The sequence below is a fragment of the Lentzea sp. JNUCC 0626 genome (genome assembly GCF_043632865.1).
Classification (GTDB): Bacteria; Actinomycetota; Actinomycetes; order Mycobacteriales; family Pseudonocardiaceae; genus Lentzea.
This window is the reverse complement of sequence record NZ_CP171635.1, coordinates 8,404,888-8,420,863: the sequence shown is the minus strand read 5'-3', so window position 1 is coordinate 8,420,863 and position 15,976 is coordinate 8,404,888. Positions and strand designations below refer to the sequence as shown.

Sequence of the window (15,976 nt, the reverse complement as noted above, 5' to 3'; positions counted from 1 at the left end):
GGCAGGCGTATCGATTGGCGTCCGACGATCGATCAGCAGATCACCCCGGTCCCCACGAATGGCCACCGAAGCTGAATGAACATGGTCGACAGCCGCGAGCCGGCCGTTGCATGGGCAGCGGCGATCTCCAACACCCTCGTCGCGAATTTGACGCGCGACAAGCTCGAGCAACTGCTGGGCGAGTACGTCGAGCAGTTGCTCGGTGCTGGGGTGGACGAGGCGCGCCAGGTCGGCCGGTCCATGGTCGAGCACCACTTCATCTCCTCCGCCACGCTGGAGGTCTCGCTCGCGCACCTCGGTGAGCGCACGAGCGTCACGCCCGCCCAGCTGGCCGCGCTCGCCGCCGGGTACGCGGAGGGGTTGCGCGACCGCACGCTCGACCAGCAGGAGATCAGCCGCACGGCCGCCATCACCGCGATGCGCAGGGCCGAGAGCGCGGTCAGGGCCAGCGAGGCGAAGTTCCGGGCGATCTTCGAGAGCTCGGCGTTCGGCATCGTCGTGAGCGACCTCAAGGGCGAGATCCTAGACGTCAACGAGGCGTTGCTCGCGATGCTCGACTACAAGCAGGACGAGGTCGGCGAGATGAGCGGCCGCGACTTCGTGCACCCCGACGACCGGGCGGGGCTGCGCGAGCTGACCATCCAGCTGATCGCGTCCGAGCACGACAACGTCCGGGTCGAGAAGCGGATGGTCCGCAGCGACGGCGAGACGATCCAGACCCACATGGCGATCTCCGTGGTGCGCGAGGACGACGGCACCCCGCCGTACCTCGTCACCATGATCGAGAACATGAGCGAGATGCGGGCGTTGCAGACGCAGCTCGTCCGGCAGAGCCTCAACGACGTGCAGACGGGCCTGCCGAACCGCGCGCAGTTCCTCGGCTGGCTGGAGGGCGCGGTCGGCTCCAAGGGTCCGGACGCGCTGGCGCTCGTGCAGGTCGACATCGACGGGTTCCGCGGCGTGAACGACGCGTTCGGGCACGAGGCGGGCAACCGGGTGCTGATGCACGTCGCCACGCACCTGCGGTCGGTGTTCACCGAGGAGATCGCGAAGGTCGCGCGGATCGGCGAGGACGAGTTCGCCGTGCTGATCCGGGACCCGCAGGACGTGCGCAGCGTCGTCGCCCTGGTCGAGGAGTTCACGGCGCGGCTGGAGGAACCGATCTGGATCGGCCGGCACGGTGTCGGCGTCACGACCAGCGTCGGTGTCGTGGCCCGCGCGGCCCGCGGAGGTGACGCTACGGACCTGCTGCGCGCGGCGGACGTGACGGTCGGCTGGGCCAAGCGCGACGGCAAGGCGCAGTGGGCGTTGTACGACCGCGAACGGGACGTGCACGACAAGGAGAGGTACGCGCTGGCGGCCTCGATCCCCGGCGCGCTGGAGGAAGGCCAGTTCCGCGTCGACTACCTGCCGACGTACTCGCTGACGGACGGCTCGGTGCTCGCGCTGGAGGCCAAGATCGCCTGGGAGCACCCGGACCGCGGCGTGCTGTGCCCCGACACGTTCCTCGACCAGTCGTCGAACAACGGCATGATCGTCCGGCTCGTGCACTGGGCGTTGGAAGAAGCGTGCCGGCACGCGAGCGACTGGTACCTGGCGCTGGGCGAGCGGATGCCCGTGCTGTCGATCGACCTGCCGCCACGCCTCTGCCAGGAACCCGAACTCGTCGCCGAGGTGGCCCGCGTGCTCGACCGCACCGGTCTGCCGCCGTCGTTGCTGCGCTTCGAACTGCACGAGCACCTGCCCGCGTTGCTGAACGACGAGCAGCTGGAAGAACTGACGATCCTCGCCGAACGCGGCATCGGCCTCGTGCTGGACCAGATGAACGGCGGCAACGTGGGCGTCGACCGGCTGCGCCAGCTGCCGTTGTCCGGCGTGAAGTTCACCGGCACCGTCGTGCACGGCCTCGATCTCGGTGCGAACCGGCTGGAGGCGAGCGCCTCGGAGGCGTTGCTGGGGTGGGCGTCGCTGCTGCGGCTGCCGCTCTACGCCGAGGACGTGCGGACCGACGTCGAGGCTTCTCGGCTGGCTTCGCTGGGCGTGACGGGCGGCCAGGGCCCGCACTTCGGGCCGCCGCTGCGCGCCTCAGAGGTTTCTTCCCTGCTTCTCAGCTAGTTCTTATCAGGGTTTTCCAGGGTTTCGGCACAGGTTGCTCACAAGGTCGGGGTCCATCGTGGAGTCATGACCGAGCAGAGCTTCCCCGCGATGAGCGGGTCACTGGTGGAACCGCAGCCCGTCGCCGCGCCGAAGTTCTGGCGGCGGACAGCCCCGATGCTGACGGCCGCGGCACTCGTCGCCGGCCTGTTCGGCGGCGTCACCGGAGCGGTGATCGCCTCCCCGGACAACACCCCGGCGGCGTCTTCCGTCTCCGCGCAGACGATCGCCAACACGTCCACACAGGACTGGAGCTCCGTCGCGTCCAGCGTCCTGCCCTCCGTGGTGCAGGTGAACGTCGGCAACGGCCTCGGCTCCGGCGTGATCCTCTCCGCCGACGGCAAGATCCTCACCAACAACCACGTGATCGCCGCCGCCGGTGGCCAGATCACGGTGAAGTTCAACGACGGCCGCGAACTCCCGGCCACCGTCGTGAACGCCGACGCTGGGTCCGACCTCGCCGTGCTGCAGGTGTCCGGCGCGTCCGGGCTCACGCCGATCAAGTGGGCCGACTCCGACTCGGTGAAGGTCGGTGACGCGGTGATGGCCATCGGGTCGCCGTCCGGCCTGCAGGGGACCGTGACGACCGGCATCGTGTCCGCGCTGGACCGCAAGGTGACCGTGCCGGGCGAGACCCGTCGCTCGCAGCCCGTGTCGTACCAGGCGATCCAGACCGACGCGTCGATCAACCCCGGCAACTCCGGTGGTGCTCTGGTGAACGCCGCCGGTGAGCTGGTCGGGATCAACTCGGCGATCTACTCGCCGGCGTCGAGCAGCGGGGAAGCCGGCAGCGTCGGGATCGGGTTCGCCATCCCGTCCAACACGGCGAAGCAGATCGTGGACCAGCTGAGCTAGAAGTAGTCCCGAAGGGGCCGCGGCGAGATGCCGCGGCCCTTCGTGGTGTCAGGAGAGCCAGTCCGGGCGCAACGGCATGTGCGACGTCGTCCCGTCCAGCTTCACCCCGAGCACCTGGTGCAGCTGGATGTTGTTGCGGTCGAACCCGAGCCGCGACGCCGCGAGGTACAGCCGCCACACCCGTGCCCGTGCCTCACCGACCTCCCGAACGGCCTCGTCCCAGTGCTCCTCGAGGTTGCGACCCCACGCGGCCAGGGTCAGCGCGTAGTGCTCGCGGATGTTCTCCTCGTGCCGCACCTCGAACCCGGTGTCGTGCATCAACGACACGAGGTGGCCGGGCCCGACCAGTTCACCGTCCGGGAACACGTACCGGTTGATGAACGGGCCGGAGAGCGCTTTCTCCTTGTTGTTCGGGCGGGTGATGCAGTGGTTGAGCAGGCGGCCGCCTGGCTTGAGCTTGCGGTACAGCGCCGAGAAGTACGCCGGCAGCTTGGCCTTGCCGATGTGCTCGGTGAGGCCGATGGACGACACCGCGTCGAAGCCCGTCTCGCGGACGTCTCGGTAGTCGAGGTGGCGCACCTCGGCCAGTTCCGACAGGCCCGCTTCGACGATCGCCTTCTGTGCCCACTCGGCCTGGTTGCGGGACAACGTGACGCCGATGGCGCGCACGCCGTACTCGCGGGCCGCGTGCATGACCATGCCGCCCCAGCCGCAGCCGACGTCGAGCAGTTTCATGCCGGGCTTCAGGCCGAGCTTGCGGGCCACCAGGTCGTGCTTGGCGAACTGGGCGTCCTCCAAAGTGGACTCCGCAGAGGGATAGACCGCGCAGGTGTAGGCCATCGACGGGCCGAGGACCCACTCGTAGAACTGGTTCGAGACGTCGTAGTGGTGGGCGATGGCCTGCGAGTCGCGGGCCTTCGAGTGGCGCAGGCCGTGCAGGCGGGTCTCCTGCGGCGGCGGGGCCACTTTGTGCGACAGGCGGACGCTGCCGAGGAACCGGACCAGCTCCAGGCGTTGCAGCACCGGCAGGTGGCGCAGCGAGAAGTCGGAGAGTTGGGCGAGACCCGCGTGCACGTCGCCGAGGATCTCGAGGTGACCCGTGACGTAGGCGCGGGCGAGGCCGAGCTCACCTGGCGCGGAGGCCAGGTAGGACAGGGCTTCCGGTGTTTTGATGTCGATGGACACCGGTGCCGCGCCAGGCCCGGCGGTGCTGCCGTCGTAGGCGTGGAAGCGAACGTCGCCGCCACCTGTGATGCGCTGAAAAATAGAGGCCAACCGCATTCATCGTCCCCTGACACACTTGGCGTACAGATCAGGCAGTCGGTTCGTCTGGTCGTACCGGGCCTTCACGGACCGGTAGTGCGAACCGTTGTAGTGCCGCCAGAACTCGTCCTCGGTGTAGTAGGAGTCCGAGTACAGCGACTTGTGGCCACCCAGCCGCGCCACCTCGCGCTCGATCAGCCGGTTGCGGTCACCCATCTTCTCCCCCGGCCGGACCGGGACCTCCGACCAGAACCCGACGTTGACGTACAACGTGTCCTCGTCCATCGGGTAGAGCGGCCACCCCGTGGTGTCGCGCAACCTGACCGGGCACAGCCACACCGGCGCGATGCCGATCTCGCGGTCGAAGAAGTCGAGGAAGTCGGCGAGTCCACCGACTGGGATCTCCACGTCCTGGATCACCGGTTCGACGTCCACCCGCGGCCGGAGCTGCCGGTGCTTCGCGACGAGCTTGCGGTACACGTCCGAACGCAGGTACCGCTTCGGCCACATGCGACGGACGACGGGGTTCTGCGCGCCGAACGCCCTGGAGCACCAGAACCAGTCGGTGTCCCAGCGCCACAGGTAGTCGTGGATCGTCAGGTGGTCCGTGCGGCGCTTCTGGATCGACCGGTAGTAGATCTGGTTGCCGGTGTAGTCGGACGTGTACGGCGCGATGTCGGCGTAGTGACCCAAGGTCAGGTACATCTCACCCCGTGAGAACACCGTGCCGTCGACGAAGTCCGCCGAGCCGTCCTCGCACACCTCCTGGATGACGGCGGCGCACTCCTCGAACGACCCGAACGGCACGTGTCGCAGCCGCACGTACTGGCGCACCGGTTCGAGCTCGATCTCCAGCCGCAGCGCGTATCCCAGCGTCCCGTAGGAGTTGGGGAACGCGCGGAACAGGTCGTCGTCCGGCTTCGAGACGACGACCTCGCCGTCGCCGGTGAGGATCTCCAGCTCCCGCACGGACTCGTGCGGCAACCCGTTGCGGAAGGACGTGGACTCGATGCCCAGACCCGCTACCGCACCGCCGATGGTGATGGTCTTGAGCTGCGGCACCACTAACGGCATCAGGCCGTGGGGAAGTGTCGCGGCGACGAGGTTCTCGTAGGTGGTCATGCCCTGCACCTGTGCGGTGCGCCCGACCGGGTCCACTGACAGGACCTGGTCGAACCTGCCGACGTCGAGTCCCCCGGCCTGATCGGCCCGGAACCGGAAGAGGTTCGACGTCTTCTTAGCGAGCCGCACCGGCGCACCTTCGCGCATCGCGGCGTACTGCGCACTCAGCGCAGCCACGGCCGAGCTGTGCCCATGGTCACTCACGACTCCGACGTTATTCCTCGTCAGCGCCGTTGTCGCGTCCAAAAGCCCGAATGGGCCAGCGATCTTTCATCGCGGACTGTCCGAAGTTACTTGCGAGTAGTAACGTGCGAGGCATGGCAACGCACGAGGTGACCAACCAGGTTCCGCCGCTGAGCGGTCACGACGTCGCGGATGATCCAGCCCTGCTCAGCTGGGTGGACGACACCGAGTTGCACGCTTTGGGGAAGCTCGCCGGCAGCCACGAGTGGCAGGAGCACGGCAGGCTCGCGAACACCCATCCGCCGGTGCTGCACACCCACGACCGGTTCGGGAACCGGATCGACGAGGTGGAGTTTCACCCGGCGTGGCACGAACTGATGAACGTTGCCGTTACGCACGGTTTGCACGCCTATGTCGACGGTGGGCATTTGGAACGTGCGGCCAAGTTCTACGTGTGGTCCCAGGTCGAGGCCGGTCACGGCTGTCCGATTTCGATGACTTACGCGTCGGTGCCCGCTTTGCGCGTCGCGCCGGAGTTGGCCGAAAGTTACGAACCCCTTCTCACCGCACGGAACTACGCCTTCGGCCTGCGCGCGCCGCTGACCAAGCAGGGCCTGATCGCCGGCATGTCGATGACGGAGAAGCAGGGCGGCTCGGACGTCCGCGCGAACACCACGGTGGCAAAGCCCGTCGCCGACGGCTACGTGCTGACCGGGCACAAGTGGTTCACGTCGGCACCGATGTCGGACGTGTTCCTCACGCTGGCACAGGCACCCGGCGGCCTCACCTGCTTCCTGGTGCCGCGCGTGCTCCCGGACGGCACCCGCAACCGGTTCTTCCTGCAACGCCTGAAGGACAAGCTGGGCAACAAGTCCAACGCCTCCGCCGAGATCGAGTACGACGAGGCGTTCGCTCATCGGATCGGCGACGAGGGTCGCGGCGTTCGCACGATCATCGAGATGGTCAACATGACCCGCCTCGACTGCGTGCTCGGCACGGCGGCGGGCATGCGGCTCGGGCTGCGGCAGGCGGCGCACCACGCCGCGCACCGCAAGGCGTTCGGCAGCTACCTGATCGACCAGCCCGCCATGCGCAACGTGCTGGCGGACCTCGCGATCGAGTCGGAGGCGGCGACCACCACCGCGATGTGGCTGGCCACGAACCGCCCGCGGCTCGGGCTCGCGATCACCAAGTACTGGGTGTGCAAGCGCGGGCCGGTGCACGCCGCCGAGGCGTTGGAGTGCCTGGGCGGCAACGGATACATCGAGGACAGCGGAATGCCGCGGCTGTTCCGCGAGTCGCCGCTGATGTCGATCTGGGAGGGCTCCGGCAACGTCGCGGCGCTAGACGTGCTGCGGGCGATGCAGAAGGAACCCGAGTCGGTGCAGGAGTTCCTGTCCGAGGTCAGCGGGGTGGACCGGCGGATCGACACCGCGTTGAACGAGCTCGGCGCCGCTCTGTCCGATGTGGACCAGTCGCAGGCCAGGCGGGTGGTGGAGAAGATGGCGTTGATCCTGCAGGGCGCGTTGCTGGTGAAGCACGGGCATCCGGCGGTGACGGACGCGTTCCTGGCGTCGCGGCTCGGCGGGGACTGGGGAGTCGCCTTCGGGACGCTCCCCAAGTCCACCGACTTCGCCTCGATCATCGACAGGGCCGTGCCGAAGCTCTAGGCGGGACAGCCGTTCGGCAACCGAGGCGTGTCCGGGCCGTAGAGGTCGCCGGTCAGGAACACGCACGTCGGCTGCTGCTCGTAGTCGTGCAGGTCGGTGACCTCCAGGATGGTGAAGTTGCGCGCCTCCCCCACCCGTGACTTCTTGAAGTCCGTCCGCCCGGTCGCCCCGTAGAACTCCAATTCCCGGAACTCCGCCCCGATCGCCCCGCGATGCGGCGTGCTGCTGGCCCGCCGCGAGTAGGCACGCGTCACGGCGTCGAGGAACAGCCCGGCCGCGTCGTACGCGACGCCCATGTGCTCACCGGGCCACGGCTTCGCGGGCCGGTCCTCGGCGGGCAGCGACGACTCCTGGATCTCCTTGGCCAGCTTGGAGTAGCCCGCGCAGAACGCGTCCAGCGGCAGTCCGCCGCGCGCAGACGGATCGGGCTTGCCCGCCACGCACGCCTTGCCCGCGAGCACGATCAGCCCGGCCATGCTCACGTACGACACGCGCATGCCGGCCAGCGAGTCCTGCACGCGGCTGGCCTTCTGCGCGATGAACCGGATGATCGCGTCGTCGGCGAGGATGCGCGGCAGGCGGTTCTTGTCGTAGCAGTCCTTGCCGACGGCACGCAGGAACTCGCCGAAGTCCTCCTCGCGGCCCGCGAAGAAGACCAGCTCGGTGGAGTGGTCCTCGACGCACTGCGACGGCACCTCCTGCGGGCTGACGTTCCACTCGTCGGCCTGGAACTTCACCTGCGCCCGCGCGAGTTCCGTGCCCAGCAGGCCGACCAGGTCGGTGAGGTAGACGTCGTCCTGGCCGAGCTTCGGGTGGTGGATCGTCACCTTGGTGGCGCCGACGTGCTGGGCGTAGCGGCGCACCAGGTCCGCCTGCCGGGCGTTGCCGGGGATGAGCTGGAAGTAGGTGGCCGAGAGGTCCGGCAGCGAGGCCTCGGTGAGGGTGGTGCCGATGGTCGGCACGCCGAGCGACCCGAGCGAGGTGATGACGTCCTGGGTCTGCTTGACGCTGCGGTCGAGACCGATCACGCCGATGATGCTCGGGTCCTTCTCCAGCAACGGGGTGATCATGTCGCGCAGCACGTCGTGGGCGCGCTTCATCATGCCGCCGCCGTTGGCGATCACGATGCGCAGCAACGGCCCGCTGCTCGACCTGTCGTTCTGCTGCCGTTGCTTGAGCAGCATGCCTTCGAGCTCCTCGGCGCGCGAGTGGTCGGCGTCCGGGTTGCTGTCCTTGTGGGTGAGGCTGGAGAAGTAGAGCAACGAGACGAGCGGGCGCGCGGGATTGGTGTCGTGCAGCCGTTCCGCCTCCTCGTTCTGCGCGAAGACGGCCTGTTGCGTCCACCGGAGGCGTTCGTTCGAGCCGAAGATCTGGTTGCTGTTGTCGCTGTAGCCCAGGCATTCGGCGTTGCCGTCGACCTCCATCAGCCGGGTCGAGATGCCCGGCGAGATCGCGGAGCCGACGATCGAGCAGTTCAGCTCGAAGTGGTTCTGCACGGTCACGAACCCCGGCACGAGCAGCACCACGACGATCGCCGCGATGATCGCCTCCAGCCGCCGCGACTTGGCGAGCCACCGCACCGGAGCCGCCTGGAACGCGGGCGCGCCCTTCCACTTCTTCCTGTCCGGGCTGGGGAACGGCAGCTTGATCATCAGGTAACGGGCGTCCGGGGCGAGCATCTGCCGTTTGCGCGGCAGCTCCTCCCGCCACGTCGCGAGCGCGTCCGCGGTCTCGTCCGGGCTGACCGGTGTGGTGCCGAGGCGTTGCGACAGCGCGGGTTGCACCGAGCTGGCCGCGATCACCAGCAACGGGTCGACCTCGCCGGTCTCGTTGCGGACGTCGTTGATCAGTTCCAGCAGCTCCCAGCCGCCGTTGTCCTTGGTGACGCCGTCGAGCAGCACGGGGATGTACGCGGTGCGCCGCCAACCCGCCCGGCGCGGCAGGAACCGGGGCCGCCGCCGGTACGCGATCCGCAGGTCCTCCAGGAACGCGTGCACGAGCAGCAGCTTGATCTGCTCCTCGTTCTCCGACTCGCGCCGCCCCAGGGTGAGGCGTTCGGCGAACCCGAGGAACTCGATGGAGTGGTTGGGCAGCGCGAAGTTCTGCCGCATGAACCACTTCGACTCGCGCGAGAGCCCCGGCACCCGCTTGGCGAGCCACCGGAAGCCGACCTTGCTGCCGACCCACGCGACGAGCCCGAGCCCGAGCCGCGTCACCAGGCCGGGGATGAACGCGTCGACGGCCCGGTTGACCTCCTCGCCGCCCTGCGCGGTCTTGCCGGTCCACCCCCGCAGCAACTCGATGACGGCCGCCCGGTCGTCGCGGCCGGGCTTGCGCGGCAGCCGCTTGCTGGTGAGCCAGTCGACCAGGCGGTAGTGGTCGAACCGGGTGAGCCGTTCCGTGCCGACGTGGACCTCGCCGAGCCGGTCGCTCAGGACGTCCAGCAACGGCAGCAAGGGCGGTGTCTCGCGGCTTCCGGAAGGCCAGTTCTTGGCGACTTCGGCGGTCACCGACGACACGTCGACGTAAGCGTGCGGAATGGCCGGGCGGCCTTCGTCGAGCCGGTGTTCGAGAGCGCGCAGGAATGCCGTCGGACTGGCTTCGCTCTCCAGGTAGAGCAGCGGCAACGGCTGGTCGCCGACGATTTCCTCGGTCTTGCTCCGGTAGAAGAAACCAGGCCGGTCACAAAGACCGCGAATGACCTCGAGAAGTACCTGCAAACCGGGAAAAACGGGCTCTGTCCGGCTGTCCGTCATCTGCACCCTCACACTCGTGCGGAAGGCAGACGACGCTAGCCGGACAGGCCGTTCGGGACCGGTGGAATGAAGTTTTTCTGCCGAGATGGACTAGGCCCTGTCCTGTAAGTCTGTCAGGTGGCAGGCGCGGGTGAGCGAGCCGGAGACGGTGCCGCCACGACGCCCTCATACCGGAGGTATTCGGGCGTCGTGGCGGTGCCGTCTCCGGCTCCCTCGGCCGCCACTGCCGCCCGACGGACTTGCAGGACAGGGCCTAGAACCCGAGTTCGCGGGCGATCAGCATCTTCTGCACCTCGGAGGTGCCCTCGCCGATCTCCAGGATCTTGGCGTCCCGGTAGAACCGGCCGACCGGGTACTCGTTCATGAAGCCGTAGCCGCCGAAGATCTGCGTGGCGTCGCGGGCGTTGTCCATCGCGGCCTCGGACGAGACGAGCTTCGCGATGGCGGCCTGCTTCTTGAACGGCTCGCCGCGCAGCATCCGGGACGCGGCCTCGTAGTAGGCGAGGCGCGCGGTGTGCACGCGGGCCTCCATCTCGGCGAGCTTGAACTGGATCGCCTGGTACGTGCCGATCTTGTTGCCGAACGTCTCGCGCTCGTGGGCGTAGCGGACCGACTCGTCCACGCAGCCCTGGGCCAGACCGACCGACAGCGCGGCGATGGCGACGCGGCCCTCGTCGAGCGTGCGCAGGAACTGGGCGAAGCCGCGGCCGCGCTCGCCGAGCAGGTTCGCGGCGGGCACCCGGCAGTCCTGAAAGGACAGTTCGCGGGTGTCCGAGGCGCTCCAGCCGACCTTGGAGTACTTCTTCGACACCGTGAAGCCCGGGGTGCCGGACGGGACGATGATCGAGGAGATCTCCTTGCGGCCGTCCGGGAGGGTGCCCGTGACGGCGGCGACGGTGACGAGACCGGTGATGTCGGTGCCGGAGTTCGTGATGAACGCCTTGGTGCCGTTGATGACCCACTCGTCGCCGTCGAGGCGCGCCGTGGTGGCGAGGGCGCCCGCGTCGGAACCGGAGCCGGGCTCGGTGAGACCGAACGCGCCGAGCTTCTCGCCGGACGTGAGCGACGGCAGCCACTCGGCCTTCTGCGCGTCGGTGCCGTAGCGGTAGATCGGCATGGCGCCCAGCGAGGTCGCCGCCTCGACCGTGATCGCGACCGACGAGTCGACGCGCGCGAGTTCCTCGAGCGTGAGGCACAGGGCGAAGTAGTCGCCGCCCATGCCGCCGTGCTCCTCGGGGAACGGCAGGCCGAGCAGGCCCATCTGCCCCATCTTCGCGACGATCTCGTACGGGAACTCGCAACGCTCGTAGAAGTCGCCGATGACCGGCGCCACCTCGTCGCGCGCGAACTCCTCGACGGTCTTGCGCAGGTCCTCGTACTCGCTCGGGAGCCTGAAGTCCAACATCACTGTCACTCCTCGTGAGAGACGACGAGGGCCAGCACCTGGTCGAGTCTGACCTGCTGGCCTGCTTGCACGTGCACTTCGGCGAGCACGCCGTCGACCGGTGCGGTCACGGTGTGCTCCATCTTCATGGCCTCGACCACGAACAACGCTTGACCGGCGGTCACTTCCTCGCCCTGCTGCGCTCGAACGACGAGCACGGTGCCGGGCATCGGGGACTTCACCGGACCGCCGGACGCCGCAGCGCCCTCGGCGGCTCCGACCAGGAACTCGGCCTCGACCAACGCCCAGGAGGCGCCGTCGTGGCCCAGCCACAGCACGTCACCCTCGCGCGCCATCGCATAACGACGGGAGCCGACGAGCAGGTCGGCGCCTTCCTGACGGGCCCGGGCGCGCACCGGTTCTCCAGCGCCCACAACGACTTCCTCGCCGCGCACGCGCACGTCGACGTCGTTGATCCGCCAGGTCGTCCAGGCGTGCTCACCGACGCGCCAGCCGCCGGGCTGGTCCCACGGGTCGTCGCCGTGCGGCTGGAGCGAGCGCTCCAGACCGGCCGCGACGTACACCTCGTCGGGGATCTCGGCCGACGTCAACGCGTCCAGCTTGCGTTCGACCAGACCGGTGTCGAGAGCACCCGCACGAACGTCCGGATCACGCAGAAGTGCGCGCAGGAACGGGATGTTCGTCGTGACGCCAAGCAGCACCATCTTGCCGAGCGCGTGGTCGAGCTTGCGCAACGCCTCTTCGCGGGTGCGGCCGTGCGCGATCACCTTGGCGAGCATCGGGTCGTAGTCCGAACCGACGACAAGTCCTTCGTACAGGCCGGAATCCACGCGGACGTCGGCCGGCTCGCTCAGCGCCAGCACGCGTCCGCCGGTCGGCAGGAAGCCGCGCGCCGGGTCCTCGGCGTAAACGCGCGCCTCGACCGAGTGCCCGTTGAGTTCGACGTCCAGGTCCAGCACCTCACCGGACGCGACGCGGAGCTGCCACTCGACGAGGTCGACGCCCGTGACCATCTCGGTCACCGGGTGCTCGACCTGGAGCCGGGTGTTCATCTCCATGAAGAAGTAGTCGCCCGACGCACCGTCCACGATGAACTCGACGGTGCCCGCGCCGACGTAGCCGACCGACTTCGCCGCGTCGACCGCGGCCGAACCCATGGCCTCGCGCACCTCGGGCGTGAGGAACGGCGAGGGCGCCTCCTCGATGATCTTCTGGTGCCGCCGCTGAAGGCTGCACTCGCGCTCACCGAGGTGGATGACGTTGCCGTGCCGGTCACCCAGGACCTGGATCTCGATGTGCCGGGGGTTCGTGATGAACCGCTCGATCAGCAGCGTGTCGTCGCCGAACGAGCCGCGCGCCTCCCGCCGGGCGGACTCGATCGCCTCGCGCAGCGCCGACTCCTCGTGCACCAGGCGCATGCCCTTGCCGCCACCGCCCGCGGAAGGCTTGAGCAGCACGGGAAAGCCGATCTCGAGGGCGGCTTCGACGATCTCGTCGTCGGACATGCCCGAGCGCGTGCGGCCGGGCACCACGGGCACACCCGCCGCCGACACCGTCAGCTTCGCGCGGATCTTGTCGCCCATCGCGTCGATCGCCGACGCGGGTGGTCCGACGAACACGATCCCGGCCTCGTCGCAGGCGGCGGCGAACGCGGTGTTCTCCGCCAGGAAGCCGTAGCCGGGGTGGATCGCCTGCGCGCCAGTGGACACAGCGGCTTGAACGATCTTCTCGATGGACAGGTAGCTCTCACGGGCCGCGGCGGGGCCGATCCGCACGGCCTCGTCGGCGAGCTTGACGTGCAACGCCTCGGCGTCCGCGTCGGAGTACACGGCGACGGAACGGATCCCGAGCGACCGCAACGCGCGGATCACCCTGACCGCGATCTCCCCGCGGTTCGCCACCAGAACGCTGTCGAACATGATCACATCCGGAAGACGCCGTAGGAAACATCGTCGATGGGGGCGTTGGCCGCGCTGGACAACGCGAGACCGAGCACCGTGCGGGTGTCCCGCGGGTCGATCACGCCGTCGTCCCACAGCCGCGCGGTCGAGTAGTACGGGTTGCCCTGGTCCTCGTACTGCTGGCGGATCGGCGCCTTGAACGCCTCTTCGTCCTCTGTGGACCACTCGTCGCCGAGTTGGTCACGACGGACCGTCGCCAGGACGGACGCGGCCTGCTCGCCACCCATCACGGAGATGCGCGCGTTGGGCCACATCCACAGGAAGCGCGGCGAGTACGCCCGGCCGCACATGGAGTAGTTGCCGGCGCCGAAGCTGCCGCCGATGATCACGGTGAACTTCGGGACGCGCGCGCACGCCACCGCCGTCACCATCTTGGCGCCGTGCTTGGCGATGCCGCTCGCCTCGTACTCGCGGCCGACCATGAAGCCGGTGATGTTCTGCAGGAAGACCAGCGGGATGGACCGCTTGTCGCACAACTGGATGAAGTGCGCGCCCTTCACCGCCGACTCGCCGAACAGGATGCCGTTGTTCGCGACGATGCCGACCGGGTGGCCGTGGATGCGCGCGAAGCCGGTGACGAGCGTCTGCCCGTACTCCTTCTTGAACTCCTGGAACTTCGAGCCGTCGACGACCCGCGCGATCACCTCGCGCACGTCGTACGGCGTCCGGGAGTCGGTCGGCACGACGCCGTAGAGGTCGTCCGTGACGGCCGGGGCCTCGGTCTTCGTGACGTCCCAGGGCCGTTGGGCGCGCGGGCCGAGCGTCGAGATGATCGAGCGGACCATCCGGAGGGCGTGCGCGTCGTTCTCGGCCAGGTGGTCCGTGACGCCGGACGTGCGCGAGTGCAGGTCGCCGCCGCCGAGGTCCTCAGCGCTGACCACTTCACCGGTCGCGGCCTTCACCAGCGGCGGACCGCCGAGGAAGATCGTGCCCTGGTTGCGGACGATGATCGCCTCGTCCGACATGGCCGGCACGTACGCGCCACCGGCGGTGCACGAACCCAGCACGGCGGCGATCTGCGGGATGCCGCGCGCCGACATCGTGGCCTGGTTGTAGAAGATCCGGCCGAAGTGCTCGCGGTCGGGGAACACGTCGTCCTGCTTCGGCAGGAACGCACCGCCGGAGTCGACGAGGTAGATGCACGGAAGGTTGTTCTGCAGCGCCACTTCCTGCGCGCGCAGGTGCTTCTTGACCGTGACGGGGTAGTAGGTGCCGCCCTTGACCGTGGCGTCGTTCGCGACGATCACGCACTCACGGCCGGACACCCGCCCGACGCCCGTGATGATGCCCGCGGCCGGAGCCTCGTCGCCGTACATGCCGTTGGCCGCCAACGGCGACAGTTCGAGGAACGGCGAACCGGGGTCGACCAGCGTGTCCACGCGCTCGCGCGGCAACAACTTGCCGCGGTCGACGTGCCGCTGGCGTGCCTTCTCGGGACCGCCTCGCGCGGCGGTGGCGAGCTTGCTCCGCAGCTCGTCGACGAGCGCGGTGTGCTCCTTGGCGTAGCGGTCCGACGGCTCGGCGGCGCTGCGCAGGACAGGTGCGTCCATGCTCCCCAGACCTCAGGTTAGCGGGCGTTAACTTCCTCATGTTAGCGCCCGCTAACCCAGCGGTCCACCGGAGCGACTCAAGAGTGACCCGAACGCAGGTCAAGCCTCGTTTGAGGCACTCTCACGTTCCGGAAAGCGTCACCCGATCGCCGCCCGAAGTGCGGGCAGATAGCCGCTCGCGTGCCCGGCCCGGTTCGGGTGGTACGACTCGTCGACCGGCCAGCTCAGGCTGTTGAGCCACCAGCTCGACGAGCAGATCTCGTGCCCGGTGAACGCCGCGCGCACGTCGACGTAGGTGAACCCGGCCGCCCCGGCCCGCGCGCTGATGGTGGCGTGCAAGGCATCGCTGCCGGAGTTGATCGCGGCCCGCTTGGTGTCGCTCAGCCCGACGTTGCAGGAGCCCGGCACCTTGTAGATGCGCGGGTAGCCGAGCACCACCACGCGCGCCGACGGCGACTTCGCCTTGATCGTGCCGTAGACGTTGTTGAGCAGCCCGGGAAGCGTGTTCGCGGCGTACGTCTTGGCCTGGTTCACCCGGTTGACGCAGTCCTGGTCGGACCCGAACGTGCAGGTGGTGATGACGTCGGTGAACCCGGCGTCGTTGCCGCCGACCTGCACCGTGACGAGGTTGGTGCTCGCGGCGAGGGTGTTGTTCGCCTGGGTGATGACGTCACCGGTCTTCGCCCCCGAGCAGGCGACGGACCGGAATGACGCCGGGGCTGTGGCCTGCGCGTACAGGGCTGGATAGGCGAGCGGACCGCGCTTGCAGGAGCCGGTACCGCTGTCGTAGCTGCCGGTCCCGAGGCCGGAGGCGTACGAGTCGCCGAGCGCGACGTAGTTGGTGGCGGCGGCGCTCGCGGGGTTGGCGAGCGCGATGACGGCCGCGGCGGCGGTGACCACCGAGGCGATGAAGTGAGCAGGACGCATCGAAGACTCCCGAAGGGGCCGCAGGGTGTGATGCATTGCACGGCAATCGTTACTCACGAGTAAGACTTGTGTGAAGTATTCGTCAAGAGTCAACATTCAGGGCTTGCACGTGCGTGAATTCCACCCATCG

The 15,976-nt window shown here is 68.5% G+C and carries 10 protein-coding genes; 3 read left to right on the top strand and 7 right to left on the bottom strand.

Going from position 1 to position 15,976, the window contains the following annotated elements:
* The first annotated feature begins 81 nt into the window (after positions 1–81).
* Together JNUCC0626_RS39315 and JNUCC0626_RS39310 are read left to right on the top strand one after the other, a co-directional pair.
* Positions 82–2,115, top strand: a complete 2,034-nt coding sequence (locus JNUCC0626_RS39315) for an EAL domain-containing protein (RefSeq protein WP_394615724.1) — start codon at positions 82–84, stop codon at positions 2,113–2,115.
* Positions 2,116–2,181: 66 nt separating this feature from the next.
* Positions 2,182–3,009, top strand: coding sequence for a S1C family serine protease (locus JNUCC0626_RS39310; RefSeq protein WP_394615723.1), 828 nt, complete (start codon positions 2,182–2,184; stop codon positions 3,007–3,009).
* Between the two features lie 48 nt (positions 3,010–3,057).
* Here JNUCC0626_RS39310 and JNUCC0626_RS39305 read toward each other — a convergent pair whose 3' ends face one another.
* Positions 3,058–4,290, bottom strand: coding sequence for a class I SAM-dependent methyltransferase (locus JNUCC0626_RS39305; protein ID WP_394615722.1), 1,233 nt, complete (start codon positions 4,288–4,290; stop codon positions 3,058–3,060).
* On the bottom strand, positions 4,291–5,598 hold the full coding sequence (locus tag JNUCC0626_RS39300) for an FAD-binding oxidoreductase (RefSeq protein ID WP_394615721.1): 1,308 nt from the start codon (positions 5,596–5,598) through the stop codon (positions 4,291–4,293).
* A gap of 113 nt (positions 5,599–5,711) precedes the next feature.
* Between JNUCC0626_RS39300 and JNUCC0626_RS39295 the strand changes: the two genes are divergently transcribed.
* Positions 5,712–7,247, top strand: a complete 1,536-nt coding sequence (locus JNUCC0626_RS39295) for an acyl-CoA dehydrogenase family protein (protein WP_394615720.1) — start codon at positions 5,712–5,714, stop codon at positions 7,245–7,247.
* Here JNUCC0626_RS39295 and JNUCC0626_RS39290 read toward each other — a convergent pair.
* The 5 genes from JNUCC0626_RS39290 to JNUCC0626_RS39270 all read right to left on the bottom strand — a co-directional run bounded on the left by JNUCC0626_RS39290 (position 7,244) and on the right by JNUCC0626_RS39270 (position 15,846).
* A complete protein-coding gene (locus tag JNUCC0626_RS39290) occupies positions 7,244–9,967 on the bottom strand; it encodes a hypothetical protein (RefSeq protein WP_394615719.1) in 2,724 nt (907 codons plus the stop codon). The genes JNUCC0626_RS39295 and JNUCC0626_RS39290 overlap by 4 nt on opposite strands.
* A gap of 289 nt (positions 9,968–10,256) precedes the next feature.
* Complete coding sequence (locus tag JNUCC0626_RS39285) at positions 10,257–11,408, bottom strand: acyl-CoA dehydrogenase family protein (protein ID WP_285643725.1); 1,152 nt, start codon at positions 11,406–11,408, stop codon at positions 10,257–10,259.
* Positions 11,409–11,413: 5 nt separating this feature from the next.
* Positions 11,414–13,327, bottom strand: a complete 1,914-nt coding sequence (locus tag JNUCC0626_RS39280) for an acetyl/propionyl/methylcrotonyl-CoA carboxylase subunit alpha (protein ID WP_394615718.1) — start codon at positions 13,325–13,327, stop codon at positions 11,414–11,416.
* Between the two features lie 2 nt (positions 13,328–13,329).
* A complete protein-coding gene (locus tag JNUCC0626_RS39275; protein ID WP_394615717.1) occupies positions 13,330–14,919 on the bottom strand; it encodes a carboxyl transferase domain-containing protein in 1,590 nt (529 codons plus the stop codon).
* Between the two features lie 138 nt (positions 14,920–15,057).
* Positions 15,058–15,846, bottom strand: coding sequence for an SGNH/GDSL hydrolase family protein (locus JNUCC0626_RS39270; protein ID WP_394615716.1), 789 nt, complete (start codon positions 15,844–15,846; stop codon positions 15,058–15,060).
* Between the last annotated feature and the right edge of the window lie 130 nt (positions 15,847–15,976).